22 protein-coding genes are annotated in these 17237 nt (G+C 73.0%); 11 read left to right on the top strand and 11 right to left on the bottom strand.

Going from position 1 to position 17237, the window contains the following annotated elements; all coding sequences use genetic code 11:
- Positions 1-28: 28 nt before the first annotated feature.
- The 4 genes from ACFY04_RS08350 (at position 29) to ACFY04_RS08335 (ending at position 5159) form a co-directional block, all read left to right on the top strand.
- Entirely contained in the window at positions 29-739 is a 711-nt protein-coding gene (locus ACFY04_RS08350) for an ABC transporter ATP-binding protein (protein ID WP_389114992.1), read from the top strand.
- Entirely contained in the window at positions 736-3045 is a 2310-nt protein-coding gene (locus tag ACFY04_RS08345; RefSeq protein WP_389114989.1) for an FtsX-like permease family protein, read from the top strand. Before ACFY04_RS08350 ends, ACFY04_RS08345 begins: the two co-directional genes overlap by 4 nt.
- Before the next feature lie 127 nt (positions 3046-3172).
- On the top strand, positions 3173-3562 hold the full coding sequence (locus ACFY04_RS08340) for a hypothetical protein (RefSeq protein ID WP_389114987.1): 390 nt from the start codon (positions 3173-3175) through the stop codon (positions 3560-3562).
- A 118-nt stretch (positions 3563-3680) separates the two neighbouring features.
- Entirely contained in the window at positions 3681-5159 is a 1479-nt protein-coding gene (locus ACFY04_RS08335) for a condensation domain-containing protein (RefSeq protein WP_389114986.1), read from the top strand.
- Positions 5160-5718: 559 nt separating this feature from the next.
- Here ACFY04_RS08335 and ACFY04_RS08330 read toward each other — a convergent pair.
- Positions 5719-6939 carry an RNA polymerase sigma factor gene (locus ACFY04_RS08330; RefSeq protein WP_389115441.1) on the bottom strand — a complete coding sequence of 407 codons (1221 nt, stop codon included), beginning with the start codon at positions 6937-6939 and terminating at the stop codon, positions 5719-5721.
- 68 nt (positions 6940-7007) lie between these two features.
- Complete coding sequence (locus ACFY04_RS08325; protein ID WP_314241526.1) at positions 7008-7364, bottom strand: YciI family protein; 357 nt, start codon at positions 7362-7364, stop codon at positions 7008-7010.
- Positions 7365-7624: 260 nt separating this feature from the next.
- Between ACFY04_RS08325 and ACFY04_RS08320 the strand changes: the two genes are divergently transcribed.
- Entirely contained in the window at positions 7625-7990 is a 366-nt protein-coding gene (locus tag ACFY04_RS08320) for a hypothetical protein (RefSeq protein ID WP_373039968.1), read from the top strand.
- A gap of 70 nt (positions 7991-8060) precedes the next feature.
- On the opposite strand, the gene ACFY04_RS08315 is transcribed toward ACFY04_RS08320, so the two are convergent.
- Positions 8061-8330 carry a hypothetical protein gene (locus tag ACFY04_RS08315; protein ID WP_389114983.1) on the bottom strand — a complete coding sequence of 90 codons (270 nt, stop codon included), beginning with the start codon at positions 8328-8330 and terminating at the stop codon, positions 8061-8063.
- A 118-nt stretch (positions 8331-8448) separates the two neighbouring features.
- On the opposite strand from ACFY04_RS08315, the gene ACFY04_RS08310 reads away from it, so the two are divergent.
- Positions 8449-8787 (top strand): thioredoxin family protein, encoded by a 339-nt coding sequence (locus tag ACFY04_RS08310; RefSeq protein WP_389114981.1) that lies wholly within the window; start codon positions 8449-8451, stop codon positions 8785-8787.
- A 39-nt stretch (positions 8788-8826) separates the two neighbouring features.
- Here ACFY04_RS08310 and ACFY04_RS08305 read toward each other — a convergent pair whose 3' ends face one another.
- Entirely contained in the window at positions 8827-9846 is a 1020-nt protein-coding gene (locus ACFY04_RS08305) for a BtrH N-terminal domain-containing protein (protein ID WP_389114979.1), read from the bottom strand.
- Positions 9847-9966: 120 nt separating this feature from the next.
- On the opposite strand from ACFY04_RS08305, the gene ACFY04_RS08300 reads away from it, so the two are divergent.
- On the top strand, positions 9967-10320 hold the full coding sequence (locus ACFY04_RS08300; RefSeq protein WP_189742572.1) for a DUF1304 domain-containing protein: 354 nt from the start codon (positions 9967-9969) through the stop codon (positions 10318-10320).
- A gap of 98 nt (positions 10321-10418) precedes the next feature.
- Entirely contained in the window at positions 10419-10976 is a 558-nt protein-coding gene (locus tag ACFY04_RS08295; protein WP_389115440.1) for a TetR-like C-terminal domain-containing protein, read from the top strand.
- A 79-nt stretch (positions 10977-11055) separates the two neighbouring features.
- Here ACFY04_RS08295 and ACFY04_RS08290 read toward each other — a convergent pair whose 3' ends face one another.
- Positions 11056-11262, bottom strand: a complete 207-nt coding sequence (locus tag ACFY04_RS08290) for a cold-shock protein (RefSeq protein WP_033213830.1) — start codon at positions 11260-11262, stop codon at positions 11056-11058.
- A 217-nt stretch (positions 11263-11479) separates the two neighbouring features.
- Positions 11480-11848, bottom strand: coding sequence for an HGxxPAAW family protein (locus ACFY04_RS08285; protein WP_389114977.1), 369 nt, complete (start codon positions 11846-11848; stop codon positions 11480-11482).
- A 106-nt stretch (positions 11849-11954) separates the two neighbouring features.
- On the opposite strand from ACFY04_RS08285, the gene ACFY04_RS08280 reads away from it, so the two are divergent.
- Both ACFY04_RS08280 and ACFY04_RS08275 read left to right on the top strand, forming a co-directional pair.
- Positions 11955-12449: a MarR family transcriptional regulator gene (locus ACFY04_RS08280; protein WP_314241542.1), complete on the top strand. Its 495-nt coding sequence runs from the start codon at positions 11955-11957 to the stop codon at positions 12447-12449.
- A gap of 75 nt (positions 12450-12524) precedes the next feature.
- Positions 12525-14003 carry a DEAD/DEAH box helicase gene (locus tag ACFY04_RS08275; protein WP_389114975.1) on the top strand — a complete coding sequence of 493 codons (1479 nt, stop codon included), beginning with the start codon at positions 12525-12527 and terminating at the stop codon, positions 14001-14003.
- Positions 14004-14067: 64 nt separating this feature from the next.
- Here ACFY04_RS08275 and ACFY04_RS08270 read toward each other — a convergent pair whose 3' ends face one another.
- A complete protein-coding gene (locus ACFY04_RS08270; RefSeq protein WP_389114973.1) occupies positions 14068-15003 on the bottom strand; it encodes a class I SAM-dependent methyltransferase in 936 nt (311 codons plus the stop codon).
- Positions 15004-15192: 189 nt separating this feature from the next.
- Positions 15193-15669 (bottom strand): GNAT family N-acetyltransferase, encoded by a 477-nt coding sequence (locus tag ACFY04_RS08265; RefSeq protein ID WP_389114971.1) that lies wholly within the window; start codon positions 15667-15669, stop codon positions 15193-15195.
- 149 nt (positions 15670-15818) lie between these two features.
- Between ACFY04_RS08265 and ACFY04_RS08260 the strand changes: the two genes are divergently transcribed.
- On the top strand, positions 15819-16211 hold the full coding sequence (locus tag ACFY04_RS08260) for a hypothetical protein (protein WP_389114970.1): 393 nt from the start codon (positions 15819-15821) through the stop codon (positions 16209-16211).
- A gap of 77 nt (positions 16212-16288) precedes the next feature.
- Here the strand turns inward: ACFY04_RS08260 and ACFY04_RS08255 are convergent, their stop codons facing one another.
- The 3 genes from ACFY04_RS08255 to ACFY04_RS08245 form a co-directional block, all read right to left on the bottom strand.
- A complete protein-coding gene (locus ACFY04_RS08255; RefSeq protein WP_389114969.1) occupies positions 16289-16651 on the bottom strand; it encodes a hypothetical protein in 363 nt (120 codons plus the stop codon).
- A gap of 88 nt (positions 16652-16739) precedes the next feature.
- Entirely contained in the window at positions 16740-17036 is a 297-nt protein-coding gene (locus tag ACFY04_RS08250) for a hypothetical protein (protein ID WP_389114967.1), read from the bottom strand.
- Positions 17037-17078: 42 nt separating this feature from the next.
- Positions 17079-17234: a hypothetical protein gene (locus ACFY04_RS08245; RefSeq protein WP_389114966.1), complete on the bottom strand. Its 156-nt coding sequence runs from the start codon at positions 17232-17234 to the stop codon at positions 17079-17081.
- Positions 17235-17237 lie beyond the last annotated feature (3 nt).

The raw sequence follows: 17237 nt of genomic DNA, 5'->3' as shown, positions 1-17237 counted from the left end.
CCCGCGGGCTCCGCCTTAGGTTCGGGCCATGACAACTGATCATGACACTGCGCGGCAGGTCGTCGTACGGCTTGACGGTGTGCACAAGGAGTACGGCGACGCGAAGGCTCTCGACGGTCTGTCGCTGGAGATCCGGGCCGGGGACGCGGTGGCCGTGATGGGCCCGTCCGGATGCGGCAAGTCCACGCTCCTCAACATGGTGGCCGGGCTCGACCGCCCGACCTCGGGCACCGTCGAGGTGCAGGGCCAGGACCTCGGCGGGCTGAACGAGACCGGGCTGGCGCTCTTCCGGCGCCGGCACATCGGCATGATCTTCCAGTTCTTCAACCTGATCGACGACCTGCCGGTCCTGGACAACGTGGCGCTGGCCGCCCAGCTGACGGGCGCCCCCGCCCGGCAGGCGCGCCGCCGGGCCCTGGAGCTTCTCGACGAGCTCGGTGTGGCCGGCCGCCGCAACAACTATCCGGCGACGCTCAGCGGCGGCGAACGCCAACGGGTCGCCGTGGCCCGCGCCCTGATGAACCGTCCGGCGCTGCTGCTGGCGGACGAGCCGACCGGCGCCCTCGACAGCCGGTCGGGCGAGCAGGTGATGGACCTGCTGATCGACCTCAACCAGATCGGCCAGACCCTGCTGATCGTCACGCACGACCCGCAGTTGGCCACCCGGTGCGCGAGCCGGCTGGTCGAGGTCGCCGACGGCCGGGTCGCCCGGCAGAGCGCGCTGGAGGCGACCGCGTGAGCGCCGTGTGGCGGGCCTCGCGCGCGGCGGTGAAGCGGCGCAGGCTCCAGACGTTCGTCATCGGACTCGTCGTGCTCTGCTCGACGACGACCGTCCTCCTCGCGCTGGGGCTGCTCGACGCCGCCTCCAGCCCCTTCGACACGGCGTACGCCGCCCAGCGCGGCCCGCACACCGTGGCGACCTTCGACACGGCGAAGGCCTCGCCGGAGCAGCTCGCGCGGACCGCCCGCCGGCCCGGGGTGGAGGCCGCGGCCGGGCCGTTCGAGCAGAGCGTCCTGGACGTTCCCGCGGGCTGGCTGTGGATGGCGGGCGGCTCCCTCACGGTGGTGGGCCGGGCCGACCCGGGGGGCCCGGTGGACCGGATCGAGCTCCTGGAGGGCCACTGGGCGACCGCGCCCGGCGAGATCGTCGTCGGCTGGACCTCCGGCGGCTCCCCTGGCCCGGAGCTGCTGGGAACCAGGCTGGAGGTCCCCGGATCCGCGCCCCTGACGGTCGTCGGATTCGCGGCGGGCATGAGCAAGTCCGCGGACGCCTGGGTCACGCCCGGGCAGATGACCGCGCTTCGTCCGGCCACCGCTCAGATGCTCTACCGCTTCACCGGCTCCTCGACGGACGCGCAGCTGGACTCCGCACTGGCCCGGGCGACCGCCGGGCTCCCCGAGGGGTCGCTGACCAGCGCGCACACCCACCTCGACCTGAGGGAGGCCTTCTCGTCACTGGCCGACGCCTACGTCCCCTTCATGACGCTCTTCGGTGTCCTCGGCCTGCTGGTCTCCGCCCTGATCGTCGGTAACGTCGTCAGCGGAGCGGTCGTCTCCGGGTACCGGCACATTGGTGTGCTGAAGGCCCTGGGCTTCACCCCGAACCAGGTGGTCGCCGTGTACCTGACGATGACGGCCGTGCCAGCGGTCGTCGGATCCGCCCTCGGCACCCTGCTCGGCAACGCGCTGGCGGAGCCCGTCCTCAGGGTCGCGTTCTCCGGCATCGAGACGGGCCGGGCCGCCGTCGGAGGTGTCGGCACGTGGGTGTCGGTCGTCTGCCTGCTGGGGATGCCCGCCCTGGTCCTGCTCACCACACTGGTCCCGGCCCTGCGGGCGCACCGGCTGTCGGCGGCCCGGGCGATCAGTGCGGGCAGCGCCCCCCGGACGGCCCACGGGCTGCGTATCCAGCGCGTCCTCGGCGGCAGCCGGCTGCCCCGCGCGGTCAGCATGGGCCTCGGCCAGCCGTTCGCCCGCCCCGGCCGCGCGCTGCTGACCCTGGCGGCCATCGTCCTCGGGGTCACCACCGTGACCCTGGCGGCCGGACTGACCAGCACGATGCTCAAGTACAGCGAGGCCGGACGCGGGAGCGGCGGTGCCCTGGTCAGGGTGGAGGCCGGGGGGCCGCTCAACGGCAGAACCCCTCCTGTGCTCGGCGACGCCCAGATCGAGGAACGGCTGCGGTCCCTGCCCGGTGCGCCGCAAGTACGGGCCCGCGCACTGGCCCAGGTGACCCTCGTCGGGCAGAGCCGGCCCGCCTTCGCCGACTTCTACCGCGGGACCGGCGCCTCGTACGCCACGCAGCTCGCCAAGGGCCGGATGCCCGAGGCGGCCGGCGAGGTCATGGCCGGGCCGGCCTTCCTGACCCAGCGCGGGCTGCAGCTCGGGGACCGGGTCACCCTCGCGCTGAACGGCAGGCAGACCACCGCGACCATCGTGGGCGAGCTCATCGAGGGCAACGCGCGGGCCCTGGAAGCCTCCTGGGAGACCCTCCTGCCGCTGGCGCCGGACGCCCTCGCGGTCGAGTACGAGGTGCGGCTGGCTCGCGAAGCCGATGCCAGGGCCTACGCCGAGGCGGCCGAGGCCGTCGACCCGGGGCTGCGCGCCTCCGTGTCGGATTCGGGGAACACGGCCACCACCACCGTCGTCACCTTCTCGTCGGTGTTCACCGTCCTGCTGAGCCTCGTCGCGTCGCTCGGCGTCTTCAACACCGTCCTCCTGAGCACCCGCGAGCGCCGCAGAGACCTCGGCATGCTCAAGTCGATCGGGATGACCCCCCGGCAGGTCGTGGTGATGACCGTGACCTCGGTGGCGGGCGTGGGCGCGGCCGGCGGACTGCTCGGCATCCCCCTCGGGGCGCTCGCGCACCGGCTGGTCGTGGACAACGTCGGGATCGTCGCCTTCCCGGAGTCGATGAAGGACGTCTGGGACGCACCGCTGTTGACCGGCCTGCTGCTGGCGGGGGTCGCGATCGCCGTCCTCGGCGCGCTGGTTCCGGCCCGGTCGGCGGCCCGGATGACGATCGCGTCGGCCCTGCACACCGAATAGGTCCGCGCTCCGGGGCGGGCTCCGTTTATCCGTTCGCGTCCTCGGTGACCGGGCGGGTAGTTTCCGGCACCATGCGAACACAGCCGGTCGGCGCGCCGCCCCTCACGCTTCCCCTGGTGGTGTCCTGATGCCCCGTCCTGCGGACAAGGCCCGGCGTCTCGTGGTGGACGGGGACACGTACACGTGGTCGGTGCGGCACGCCCACCACCGGCCGGCCACCGGCCCTGCCGAGGACTGCCGCGAGACCGTCACCGTCCACCTGGCCGGGGCCCCGGGGTGTCTGCGCGTCGTCTTCCGGAAGAGGGAGCCCGGACGGTACTCGCCGAGCGGCTATCTGGGGCAGTCCGGAGAGGTCGCCCGGACGGACGGCGGCAGCCTGAACCTGTACGAACCCGGAACCGCCCTGGCCCTGATGGAGGCGGCCCGGGCCCAGGGGTGGCAGCCCGCCGGCGCCTCGATGGACGTCGACGGCTGGACCCTCTTCGACGCCGCGGTCGCGGCACGGCCGTCCGCCTGAACTCCCTGTGAACTCCCGCCGACGTCCCGCCCCGGCCCGTCCCGAGTGAATTCGTCACTTCCCCGGGCCGGGGGTCGTTAGGGCCTGGGGGTTGACTCGGGGGCGAAGGGATGACGGAATGCGGCAGTTTCCTCTGGAGATGCACCACATGGCACCCGGCCGGGTGGTCGAGTGGCGGCTCAGGTCCACGGCGGCGGAGGCCGCCGACACGGGTGACCCGGTGGGCAGGAAGGCGTCCTTCAACCAGGACAAGCACTTCACCGTCGCCGAGGAGAGCAGGGCCGCCGACGACCCGGCCGCGTCCTGGGTCGCGGTGACCTTCGAAGTGACCGGACCGCTGGACGAGCAGGCCCTGGCGCAGTCCCTGCTCTCCTTCGTGCAACGGCACGAGGTCCTGCGGTGTGCGTTCCGCCGTCTGGCGGGCGAGGTGGCCTGTGAGCCGTTCGACCCCGCCGGACTGTCCCTCGAACCCCGGCAGGTGGGCACCTTCGAGACCTCCGACCTGCTGCGCGACTTCCTCGTCGAGCGGTTCAAGCGGAGCATCGACACCCTCTCCTGGCCGCTGTTCATCATGGGTGCCGTGGAGCGCGAGGACTCCGCGACGGTCTACCTCGCCTTCGACCACATCGTCTGCGACGGCATGTCGATGCCGATCGTGGCCCGCGAGGTGTCGACGGGCTACGAGGCCCTGTGCCGCGGCGAGAGCGTCGAACTGCCGCCCGCCCCCAGCTACCTCGACTTCGCCGAGGAGCAGCGCCGCCGCTACCTGGCCATCGACGCCCGCGACGAACGCCTGGACTACTGGAAGGCGTTCATGGGGCAGGCCGGCGAGTTCTTCCCCCGTTTCCCCCTCGACCTCGGTGTCGAGCCGGGCCGGATGTACCCGATCGTCAACGAGGCCTCCACCCTCCTGGACGCCGCCGAGGCCGAGGTGTTCGAGAAGACCTGCCTGGCGGCCGACGGCAAGCCGTTCATGGGGGTGCTCGCCTCGGTCGCCGTCTGCCTGCGCGAGGCCGGCGGCCCGGGCGTCTACCGCGGCCTCATGCCGGTCAGTGAGCGCGGCCGGGAAACCTGGGCGCATTCGGTGGGCTGGTTCGTCAACACCCTGCCCATCGAGTTCGATGCCTCGCCCGGCCGGGACTTCGCCCAGGTCATGGCCTCCGTCCGGGCCGGCTTCAGCGAGATGATGAGCCATCTCGACGTGCCGTTCGTGCGGGCGTGGGAGTTGCTGGCGCCTGAGGAGTTCGCCGCCCGCTCCTGGCCGTACCCGGTGAACTTCTTCTCGTACATCGACATGCGCAAGTGCCCCGGGGCGGAGCGCCACGACGAGTGGCGGCCCACCACCCACGTGTGGTCGGCGCGCGCCAACGGGGCCTGCTCGTGGTTCCAGCGGGACGCGGAGGGGCTGCACATGAACTCCCTCTACGTCGACACCCCGGCGGCCCGCCGGACCATGGGCGCCTTCCAGGAGGCGCTGCGCCTGACCGTCCAGGAGATCGCCCGGTCCGGCGGATTCCGCCGGCCCATCGCGCTGACCGCGCCGCGGCGGTCCGTGCGGACCCCGCTGGACGTGGCCGCGTTCGCTCGCCGCGGCTGAGCCGCGGCCCCGGGATCAGACCGGCCGGGCCGCCGCCCGCAGACCGGTCGGCGAGGTGCGCCGCAGCACGGCGATCCCGACGGCGAAGGCCCAGCAGACGAGCAGGGCGGCGCAGGTCAGGAGGTCCCGGCTCGCCCGCGAGCGCGCAGAGCGTGGGGAAGTTCCCCGGGTCGAGGCGCTCGGCGAGGACCTGACCGTACGAGGCGGCGCCGGCCGGGTCGAGTTCGAAGGCGATCCGCGCCAGGTCGCGGACGGCGCCGGAGACGAAGGTGGCGAGCGGGATCAGCTCGCCGCGGGCGGCGCCGGAGCGGGCGAGCGGTCGTTCGGTCCGACCGGGGCGCTGACCGTCGGGCCCCGCACCATCCACGGATGGCTGCGGTACGTCGACCAGAGCGCGTCGACCCAGGCCTCCGCCTCGCCGCGCCGGCCCGCCCCAGTGGCCGCGGGCGGGCGGCCGCAGGCGGCGTCGGCATGGCCGCGAGCAGGTGCTCGCGGCCGGGCACGTGCCGGGGAGGGCCATCGCCGGCAAGGGGGCGCCGGGATCCGGCGCTCCACCGGGTCAGAGCCGGGCCGCGCGGCCCAGCAGCAGGGTGCGTTCCTGCGCGTTGTGCGTGAGGGAGGCCGCCCGCTCGAACTCCGCGCGGGCCTCCTCGGTCCGGCCCAGCCGCTCCAGCAGGTCTCCCCGTACGCTCGGCAGCAAGTGGTAGGCGCGCAGGGCCGGTTCCCGGGCCAGGGCGTCGACCAGCGGCAGGGCCGCCTCCGGCCCCTCGGCCATCGAGACGGCCACCGCCCGGTTGAGCTCCACCACCGGGGAGGGGACCAGCCGGACGAGCCGCCCGTACAGCGCGGCGATCCTCGGCCAGTCCGTGTCCCCGTAGCGGACCGCCGCCGCGTGGCAGCCGGCGATCGCGGCCTGGACGGAGTACGGGCCGTTCCCCGCCCGGCCCAGCGCCCGGGCGCCCCGGTGGATGAGCATGCGGTTCCACCGGGACCGGTTCTGGTCGGCGAGCAGCACCGGTTCCCCGTCGGGGCCGGTGCGGGTGGCGATCCGGGAGGCCTGGAACTCCAGCAGCGCGGCCAGGCCGTGCGCCTCGGGCTCCTCGGGCATCAGGGCGGCCAGTACGCGGGCCAGGCGCAGGGCGTCCTCGCACAGCGCGGGGCGGACGAGGTCGTCGCCGGCGGTGGCCGCGTACCCCTCGTTGAAGACGAGGTAGATGACCTCCAGGACCGAGGAGAGCCGCGCGTCGCGGTCGGCGCCGTACGGAACCTCGAAGGGCACCCCCGCCTTGGCCAGCGCCCGCTTCGCCCGGACGATGCGCTGGGCGACGGTGGCCTCGGAGGTGAGGAACGCGCGGGCGATCTCCTGGGTGGTCAGCCCTCCCATCAGGCGCAGGGTGAGCGCGATCCGGGCCTCGGTGGCGAGGACCGGGTGGCAGGAGGTGAAGATCAGGCGCAGCAGGTCGTCGTCGATGTCCTCCGGGTCGGCCGGCTCGGCGGGCGGTGGCACGTCCTCCAGGGTCCGGCCGACCTCCGCGAGCTTGCGCGCGTAGGTCTCCTTGCGGCGCACGAGGTCGATCGCGCGGTGTTTGGCGGTGGTCATGAGCCAGGCTCCGGGCCGGTCCGGGACCCCCGTCCGCGGCCACTGCTCCAGCGCCGCGACGAGGGCGTCCTGGGCGATCTCCTCGGCGATGCCGACGTCCCGCACGACGCGGGCGACACAGGCGATGATCCGCGCGGACTCGATCCTGAACACCGCTTCGACCGCCTGGGCCGCACTCACTGCCGTCACGGCCACCCATCAGAGCAGCCGTGACGAGGCAGGGCAAACGCGGCGCGGGCGCGCCGGGATCACATCTCCTGGATCTCCCGGACCTCGGCGCTCACCTTCCATTCCGCCGGGTGGATCTCGAGGAACCGCCGGGTCCACTCGATGGCCTCGGCCTTGTCCTTGCACTGGGTGAGGGAGTAGCCGCCGACGACCTCCTTGGTCTCGGTGAAGGGGCCGTCGGTGTAGCTGATCTTCCCGCCGGACCAGCTGAGGCGGGTCCCTTCGGAGGTGGGGAGCAGCCCGGCGGTGTCGAGCATGACCCCGGCCTTGGTGATCTCCTCCAGCAGCGCGCCCATGCGCTGCTCGAACTCGGGCGGGAACTCGTCGCTGGGCAGGTCCTGCTCGTCGATGCGGATCATCGTCAGGAAGCGCGGCATGGTGACTCCTCGGTCAGGAGGGCGGGGACTCTCCCCGCCTCTCACCCCTGCGTCGAACGGGAGACGCCCGGATCGACAGCCTCCGGGAAATTCTTCGAAGATTTTTCCGGGGCGGCCACCGGGGTCCCCCATCCGGCCGACGGGCCGGGGCACCCGGGCGGCCGGGCCCGGATTCCGCGGCCGGACTTCGAAGGGCTCCCCCACGCCCGGCTACTCGCGAGTAGGATCGCGGGCCCGGTCACCTTCGAGAGGATCCCCCGATGCCACGCGTCTCCTCCCCCCTCCTGCTGTCCGGCCTCCTGGCCACGATGGCGGTCGCCCACGCGGCCGTGCCCGGGAAGTTCGACGCGATCGTGCCCCGTTCGCTGCCGGGCAGCCCGCGCGGGTGGACGTACGGGAGCGGGGTGGCCGAACTCGCCCTCGCCGCCGGGGTCGCCCATCCGCGCACCCGCCGGGTGGCCGCGCTGGCCACGGCGGCGTTCTTCGTCGGCGTGTTCCCGGCGAACCTGAAGATGGCCGCCGACGCGCGCCACGGCTCCCCCGCCGTGCGGGCCGTGACGCTGGGCCGGCTGCCGCTGCAGGTACCGCTGGTGCTCTGGGCCCGCAAGGTGAGCCGGGACGCCTGAGGCCGCTGAACCGGTCGCCGACCGGCGGCCGGCCCGACCGCCGGGCCGACCGCCGGGGTGGGCCCCGCCGTCAGCGGCTGTCTCCCGTCCAGTCCCAGTGGCCCGGGTCCCCCGCGCGGCGGCGGTAGTGGGCGCGGCCGCCCGCTCCGTAGCGCCCTATCTCCGTGGGGAGCCTGGCCTCTTCGGCGAGCTGGGCCGCACTCCAGCCGGTGATGTCCAGGAGGAGCCCGTCGAGCGGCCCGCCGACCAGCTCGCCGTAGGTGTGTCCGGGTCGCGGTCCGGGGTCGGGGTCCTCGTGGTCGGCGCCGTAGACCCGGCGCCGAAGCATCCTGTCGTCCATACCGCTCAGCTTCACAGCCGCCACTGACAACGGGCCCGGCGGCCGCGGGCCCGTGCGGCGGCGATGATGGGGGCCGCCCTCCCGATCCGGGGAGGCGCACGAACGAGGAGCGACACGCATGGCACGTCGGGTGCACCAGCCACTGGAGGACCAGGAGTTCGACTTCATCCTCTCGATGACGACCGGGCCCGTCCTCGCGTACTTCTGCGGCACCTGGCCCAAGGCCGTCGAGGCGTGCCGCGCGATGGACGCCGTCGTCGGGGAACTGACCGAGGAGTACGGGACGCGGTTCACCGCCGTCCGCACCGACATGACCCGCTGCCCCGGGCCGACCGGGCGTTACGGGGTGACGGGCGCGCCGACCGCCGTGCTCATCAAGGACGGCGAGGCGGTCGCGAGCCAGGCGGGGCCGATGACGCGCGAGGAGTTCCGGGCGTTCCTGGACGCCCACCTCTGAGGCTTCCGGGAGTTCCGGGGGTGCTGGGACTTCTGGGGTTCAGAGCAGGGTGACGGCACGGCGTTCCAGGGCGAGGGAGCCGTCCACCAGGCCGGCGAGCTCGTCGAAGAGGGCGCGCCGCCCCGGGGCGTCCGTGTCCGGGCCGGCCGCGCGCGCCAGTTCCGCGAGCCGGGACCAGTTGCCGGCCGAGTCGCGGAACAGGGCCGCCGCCTCCGGCCGTCCCGCGAGGTCGAGGAAGTCCGCGTAGAGCGGGCGGGTGGCACCGGGCGCGGTCCACTCCTCCTCCAGGCACGCGTACAGCCGCCGGGTCCCCGCGAGGAAGGCCTCAGGGGAGCCGAAACGGCGCTCCCAGCCGGTCCGGGTGCGGACGTCGCGCAACTGGGCGGCGAGCTTCTCCATCCCCGAGAAGCCGAAGTTGACGTCGAACCTGTTGCCCAGCACCGGGCCGGTGAGGCGGGCCGCGGTGGCGGCCACGGCCCCGTCGATGTCGGGGGCGCCGGCGGCGGGGCCGGTGGGTACGAGCATCCGGTGGCGGCCCTTGCGATGGCCGGTCCAGGCCTCGCCGAACTCCCGCTCCGCGATCCGGTACGCGGCCGGGGCCCCGTCCTCCACGTACAGGCTGTCGCCCTCGTACCCGGCGAGGACCACGGTGTACGGATCGGCGCCGGCCATCTCGTCCGGGACACCGCCGTGCCAGGGGAGCCGGGACCGGTCGACGGTGCAGAACACCGGCCGTCCGGCGTCGAGGGCGGCGTGCACGCGGTCCCAGCGGGGCCGCGAGCTGTGGGTGACCTCGTAGGGGACGCGGAGCCGGTCGAGGGCGGCCTCCACCCAGGGGTCGGGGTGGGCCTGCGCGACGATCGTCAGCAGGGGCGGGTGCCCGGCGTACTCGAAGACGAAGTACATGAAGCCGATCCCGCCCGCGAGGCCCGCGACCAGTTCCTCCTCGTGGACGCTGCCGAGTGCGTGGCGGACGAGGGAGCTCTCACGGTGCCGCCCGGTGCCGAAGTCCGCGTAGAGGAGTCCGGTGGGCTTCGGCCGGGGTGCCTGCTCGGTCATCGGGCCAGCGTAGCCGCGAGGCCCGACAGCGGACTTCCTGTACAGTTGTCCAGGAAATACCGGCCGGTATGCCGACCCGCGCAACCGCCCGTACGTCGACCCTGAGAAGTGGAGGCGGCCATGCACACGGTCGCATCGATCCTGATCGGCCTCGTGGCCGCGCTGCACGTGTACTTCATGGTCCTGGAGATGTTCCTGTGGCAGCGGCCCCCGGGCCGCGCGCTGTCCGGCTTCGATGCGGACACCGCCCGTCTCACCGCACCGCTCGCCGCCAACCAGGGCCTCTACAACGGTTTCCTCGCCGCCGGACTGGTCTGGTCGCTCGTGATCGACTCGCTCGCCACCCAGATCTTCTTCCTCGTCTGCGTGATCGTCGCCGGGATCTACGGGGCCGCGACCGCCAACCGCCGGATCCTCGTGGCCCAGGCCCTGCCCGGCGCTCTCGCCCTCGGCGCGGCGTTGCTGGCCGCGTGAGCCCGGAGGACCCGCGCGGGGACGACCCGCGTACGGACGACCCGCGTACGGACGACCCCCGCCCGGAGGACCCGCGTACGGCCCGGACGAAGGGGCGGCTGCGCGAAAGCCTGCTGGCCGAGTGCGCCGACCGGCCGCTCGCGGAGGTCAGCGTCTCGGCCGTGGTCCGCCGGGCCGGCGTCGGCCGTGCCACCTTCTACCTGCACTACGAGGACCTCACCGCGCTCGCCGTGGACGCGTGCGCGGACGTGGTGCACGCGGCGGTCGACGCCCTGCACGCCTGGCAGGCCGGCCCGTCGCCGGTCCCCCCGGCCCGGCCGCCCGCCGCGCTGGCCGCCTTCCTGGCGGAGGCGGCCGGCCGGGCGCCGCTCTACCGGACCCTGCTCCTCCCGGGCGGCGGCGGCCCGCTCGGGAGGTGCCTGCACCGGGAGCTGCGCGCCCGGGCCCGGGCGGAACGGGCGGCAGTGGGCGCCCCGCACCCCGAGCTGGTCGCGTCAGCGGTGGCGGCCGCGTTCACCGGCGTCCTCGCGGACTGGCTGCACGAGGACATCCGGGCGGATCCGGAGGCTCTGGCGGACCACCTGTGGCGGCTGCTCCTGGCCCTCCACCGCGCGATCGGGCCCGACGGCGGACCGGAGGCGGCCCGGACGCGGTAGCCGGGCCGCCCGGAACGCGCGAAGCCCCGCCGGGCGGACCGGCGGGGCTTCGCGTCACGGGCCCGGCCCGCGAAGTGGACTACCTGAGGGGAACCACCTTCTCGGCCTGCGGACCCTTGGGGCCCTGGGAGACGGAGTACTCGACGCGCGCGTTCTCCTCCAGCGACTTGAACCCGGTGGTCTCGATCGCGGAGAAATGCACGAACACGTCGGGGCCGCCGTCGTCCTGCTGGATGAAGCCGAACCCCTTCTCCGAGTTGAACCACTTCACGATGCCTGTTGCCATCTGGCTGATCCTTCACAACGTTCCACTGCGGGCCGCACACGCGGCCGTCTCGATCCTGCCCAACGGTCCGCCGGAGCACACGCTGGACGCGGCCAACCGGGGCGCGGCGCACATTCGAACTTCTGGCCGCCTTGTCCGTGAAAAGAGGGAGCGGCTCCGCCCGGAGCCCTTCGAGAGGCGCCCGGGCCGGGCCGCTGCGGCCGGACCCGGGCACCGCTCAAGCGCCGCTGTCCGCAGCGGGCAGCGATGCGGCGGACCGGAGCCGGGGGGCTGCGGCGAGCGCCCGCCGCGGCCCGCCGACGCGGCAGCCGAGGCAGTCGGCGTGCCCCGCGTGGGCGCGGGTGTCCCGGGTGCGCCAGTCCCAGTCGGCCTCCGGCCGGGGTCCGCTGGGCTTGCCCCACCCGGCGAGGTGCAGCAGCCAGGTGACGATCCCGGCCGCGGCGACGATGCCGAGGCCGATCCAGATGCCAGGGATCCAGGCCGCACACACGGCACCGCCCGCCCCCGCGAAGCCCAGCAGGGCCAGGGTGGTTCCGGTCCAGCCGGCCACCGTGTGGCCGAGGTCTACCTGGCCGTGCGCGCTCATGGTTCTCCCTGGTCGGACCGACGGCAGTACGCTCGGAAGCGGGAAGCTTATTTCGCGAGGTAAGCATCTCACTCACTAAGTAACTTAGATCCTAAGGAGTGTTTGGGTGCAGGGCAAGACCCGCCCCCCGGCCACGGCCGGCGAGGCGATTTCGCGCATGGACCAGTACGTCGCCCTGGGCATCGTCGGCCAGCAGGAGGTGGCGCAGCTGCTCGGGCTCAACGTCACCGATCTGACCTGCCTGGGCCACATCCTGGGCGCCGGGGACACCCCGCTCGCCGCCGGTGACCTCGCCGGACTGCTGGACCTCACCACCGGAGCCGTCACCGGGGTTCTCAACCGCCTCGAACGCGCCGGATACGCGCGGCGCGTCCCCGACCCGGCCGACCGGCGCCGGGTCCGGGTGGTGGCCGACCCCACGGCCGCCGCGCGGGTCGTCGCCGTGTACCAGCCGATGTACGACCGGCTGGCCACCCTCTTCGCCGACTACACCCCCGACGAGATCGCCGTGATCGCCGACTGGTTCGGCCGCGCGGCGGTCGAGATCCGCGCGCACTGTGCGCAGGTCCGGTCCGGGGAACTGACCGCCGGGGAGGCTTAGCCCCCGCTGGTACCATGGGCGGTTGACCATCTACTTCTTCCTTCCCCTCCTTCTCTCCGTTTCGAAAGGTCCTGCATGAGGAACCCGTCAGCTCATGGGCGCTTCGGTGTGAAGGGCGGTGCCAAGGCCGGTGCCCGGACCCCCGCCAAGGCCCCCCGGACCCTCGGCCCGCAGGGTGAGTTCACGATGCACGCGCCGAAGGTGCCGGCGCTGGCGCCGGTGGAGTCCTTCGCCGAGCTCGACCTGCCCCTTGAGCTGGTGGAGACCATGGCGTCGCTGGCCGTGACGGAGCCGTTCCCGATCCAGGCCGCGACGCTCCCGAACGCGCTGGCCGGCCGGGACGTCCTCGGCCGCGGCCGGACCGGCTCGGGCAAGACCCTCGCCTTCGGCCTGGCGCTGCTGGCCCGTACGGCGGGGCAGCAGGCGGACCCGAAGCGCCCGCTGGCGCTGATCCTCGTACCGACGCGTGAGCTGGCGCAGCAGGTGACCGAGGCGCTGGAGCCGTACGCCGCGGCCCTGAAGCTGCGGATGGCCACCGTGGTCGGCGGGCTGTCCATCGGCCGCCAGGTGAGCTCCCTGCGCACCGGCGCCGAGGTCGTGGTGGCCACCCCCGGGCGGCTCAGCGACCTGGTGGGACGACGGGACGTGCACCTGGAGCGCGTGAAGATCACCGTGCTCGACGAGGCCGACCAGATGTGCGACCTGGGCTTCATGCCGCAGGTCACCGAGATCCTGGACCAGGTGCACCACGCGGGACAGCGGATGCTGTTCTCGGCGACCCTGGACCGCAATGTCGACCAGCTCGTCCGGAAGTACCTGAAGGACCCGGTCTCGCACTCCGTCGACCCGCAGGCGGGCGCGGTGTCCACGATGGACCACCACGTGCTGCACATCCACGCGGCCGACAAGATCTCGGCGGCGACCGAGATCGCGGCCCGGGACAACCGGGTGCTGATGTTCCTCGACACCAAGCACGGGGTCGACCAGTTCGTGAAGCACCTGCGGGCCATGGGCGTGCGCGCGGAGGGCCTGCACAGCGGCAAGTCGCAGCCGCAGCGCACCCGGACCCTGGCGCAGTTCAAGAGCGGGGCCGTCACCGTCCTGGTCGCGACGAACGTCGCCGCGCGCGGCATCCACATCGACGACCTCGACCTCGTGGTCAACGTCGACCCGCCCGCCGACCACAAGGACTACCTGCACCGCGGTGGCCGCACCGCGCGCGCCGGCGAGTCCGGCCGGGTCGTCACCCTCGTCACCCCGAACCAGCGCCGGGACATGGTCCGCCTGCTCTCCGACGCCCGGATCCGGCCGACGATCACGCAGGTGCGCTCCGGCGAGGCGGCACTGACCCGCATCACCGGCGCCAAGGCCCCCTCCGGGGTCCCGCTGGCGGGCTCCGCGCCGACCGACGCCAAGGGCAAGCCCTCGGGCCCGGACCTGGCCTTCCGCGGCATGGGGACCCGCCCGGGCCGGGGCAAGGAGTCCCGCAAGACGATCGAAGCCCGCCAGCAGGCCGAGGCCCGCCGCGCGGCCCGGGTGCGCCGGGGCGTCTGACACGCGTACGCCCCCCGGACCGGACCGGATCCGGTCCGGGAGTGTGGTGTCAGCCCTTTCGGTGTCAGCCCCTGCGGCGGCGGTTCCGGGCCACGATCGCGCGCGTGACCACGGGTGGGAGCAGGTCCTTGGCCAGCTTGCGCCAGCGGACGCCGGGCTTGCGCCCGGCGGCGGGAGCGGGGACCGGCGCCGGTTCCGCCCGCGGCGCGGGGTTCAGCGGCTGCGGGGACACCGGCGCGACCACCCCATGGTCCCCGATGCGTATCAGGGGGCGGCCGTCGATCACGTCCACGCCGTGCCAGAGGTCGGTGCGCTCCTCCAGCCACGCGAGCAGTGCCGCCCGGTGGGGCGCCGGGTCGCCCCAGGTCGCGTAGAGCTTCGAGGCCGAGACGCAGACGGGGTGCAGCCCGCCCGTGACCACCGCGGTCCAGACGGCGGCCGCGACGCCGGGGCAGTGCGCGGAGCGGTAGTCGTCGAAGACCACCACGGCATCCGGGGTCGCGACGAGACGCGAGGACGCGATGTCCGTGACGACGTGCTCGTAGAGGTGCGAGGCGTCGACGTGCACGAATCGGCAGCTCGCCGGCTTGACCCGGTCGGCGACGACCGAGGTGGGGGCCTGAATCACCGTCGGCAGCGCCTCGTGGAAGGCCAGGTAGTTCGTCTCGAAGCCGCGCCGCGTGAGCGTGGGGTAGGAGCTGCGGTTCTCCGCGATGTTGAAGTCGTCCGTAGCGGGCGAGTCGAAGAGGTCACAGACGGTGAACTCCTCACCGGGCTGGAGGTACCGGCCGAGGAAGATCGCGCTCTTCCCCATGAAGGCGCCGAGCTCCAGCAGGTCGCCCGGCTGCCCCTCGCCGCTGTTCTGACGTGTCAGGAACCAGTCGAAAAGCACCTGGTCGTACGCCGCGAACCAGCCTTTGACCTCGCCGTACTCGGTGGGGACGAGCGGGGCCGGCTCACCGTCGGGGGTGGTGACGGAAGCTTGTGAAACGTGCAACACGGAGAGTCATCCTCCAGCGGAGTGGCATCGGTTTTCACGCTGATACCCGGCCGGGTAACGGCACCTTAAGCCCTGGATGGACGTGTGACGAGATGTAAGCGGAATCGGCCAATGATTCCTGCCCGGCGTACCCCGTGCGGTGTGCCTCGGGCCGGCGGCGCAGCCGCTCGATGTCGTCGGAAGCGGATCTCATCCGGTCTCGAGCGGCAGTTCCAGCAGTTCCTCCTGCGGCCGGAAACCGGAGCGCCGGTAGAGAGGGCTGCTGCGATCCGACGGCCAGACGATCAGGGTGTCGATTCCGGCGCTGCGTGCGTGCAGTGCGAGCGCTTCGAGGAGCGCCGAGCCGGTTCCCCTGTTCCGTCGGGGCGGCGTGACGAAGAAGTTCGTCACGTAGCCGATCGGGGCGTTGTCGCTGTACGGCTCGGGCACCCTCTCCACCAGGCAGAGGAAGACGTGACCGCAGATGTCGTCTCCGGTCTCCGCGACCCAGGCCAGCCAGTGGCCGTTGCCGAGCCGCTCGTGGATCCACCGCTCGGCCTCTTCCAGGGGCCGAGCCGGTGCCGGTGGCTGCCCCTCGTGGTCCTCCTGCTTGAACGTCCAGCGCAGTTCGGCCAGTCGGCGCGCATCGGCGGGCCGGGCCGGCCGCACCGTGAAGTCTGTGGTCATGGGGCGATCTTCCCGGGTGCACCACGGCGGGGTGAACCGATTTCCGTACCGGTCGCCCGTGCCTCGATCGCCGCGCCGAGGACGGTCGCTTCCGCAGCGGACGGCCAACCGCCTGACGGAACACACCGGCGGCTGCGACGATCGGTGGCGTGATCGCTTGGATGCACCGCACCCCACTCCGGATGGTGATGGTGGTGTGCGCCGTTGCGGCCGGCCTGCTGGTCGGCGCCGTCGTGCATGCCACCGACCTTCTTCACCACGGCCTTCAGGCCTACGACTGGGCTCCGGGGTGGCTCAACCTCTACTGGTCCTCGCTGGCGCTCCTCGACCCGCTCGCGGCCGCGCTTCTGATCTGCGGCAAGCGTCGGGGGACAGATCTCGCCTGCGTCATCCTGACGACCGACCTGGCCGCCAACTGGTACGCGACCTACGGCGTCCAGAGCAGCAGCCTCGCTGCTCAGCCCGGCCTCCAACGATTGGTCGCCTTCACCACACTTGCCCTGGTCACGGCACCGTTCGTCCGACGGCACCTCGCCGCATGAGCTGACGTGGAAGACCCACTTCCGATACGCGGCCCGGTCACCCGAGGGGCTTCCCGTCGGGCTCGTCGTCGTCATCCTCATCGTCGGAGGTCCGGTAGTGGTACGCGTCCGCCCACCAGTCGTCGTCGTCCGTCCAGTCGTCGTCCTCGTCCGGGCGGGGGCAGCGGGTGGGCCGGCGGCGTCCGGCCGGGCTCGCGTCCCTCCTCGGTCAGCCGCGCCGCCCCGGCCCCGTCGATGTCGAGGTACCCATCGAGCAGCAGCTCGGCGGCCGCCTCCTCGGACTTCAACGCGGCGACGTGGTACGGCTCCAGGTCCAGGGCGGCGACCAGCCCGAGGATCGTGCGCCGCGTCCGGGCCCGCCGCCACCACCGCAGGCCGATGACCGCGTACACGGCGGCGGCCACGGTGAACGCGAAGACGGCGAGGACGAGTTGGAGCACGCCCCGAGGCTACGTCCGCGAACGCCGGGGCGGACACGTAGTTTCCGTCACACCGCTCGGGTCCGCCCCGCTGCGCACGGGGGCCAGGTCAGACCGGTTCCTCGACCAGCCCGAAGCCTTCGGGGAACTCCCGCAGGAACTCACGGCGCGCGGGATCGTCCTCCTCCCCGGCCATCTTCCCGAGCAGATCGATGAACTCGCCGCGCTGGTCGCCCGACAGCCGGCTCATCAGGTGGCCCACCCACTCCAGCATTCTGACGGCGTCGTCCTGATCCATCTGCTCGTCGTCCTGATCCATCTGCTCGTCGTCGCAGCCCTCGATGAAGCGCACAACATCGACCAGCGCCTCCGTCAGAGCACGGGTCAGCGACGGGTACACGGGCATGAATACGGCCTCCCACCAGGCGGACTGCACAGTACGGCCATCTCACCACACCCCACCGACAGGGCCCGTGCCCGGGCGCGGGTCACGACGCCGCAGCTCGCCCCGCTGCTTGCGCTTGCCTTCGGGTGACGACTCGTGGTCCGCGGACAGGAGGAAGAAGCGGCAGTAGGAGTAGGGCCGCTTCAGGTGCTCGACCAAGGC

Source organism: Streptomyces sp. NPDC001549 (assembly GCF_042894025.1).
GTDB classification, from domain to species: domain Bacteria; phylum Actinomycetota; class Actinomycetes; order Streptomycetales; family Streptomycetaceae; genus Streptomyces; species Streptomyces kutzneri.
This window is presented reverse-complemented; position numbering and strand designations above follow the sequence as displayed.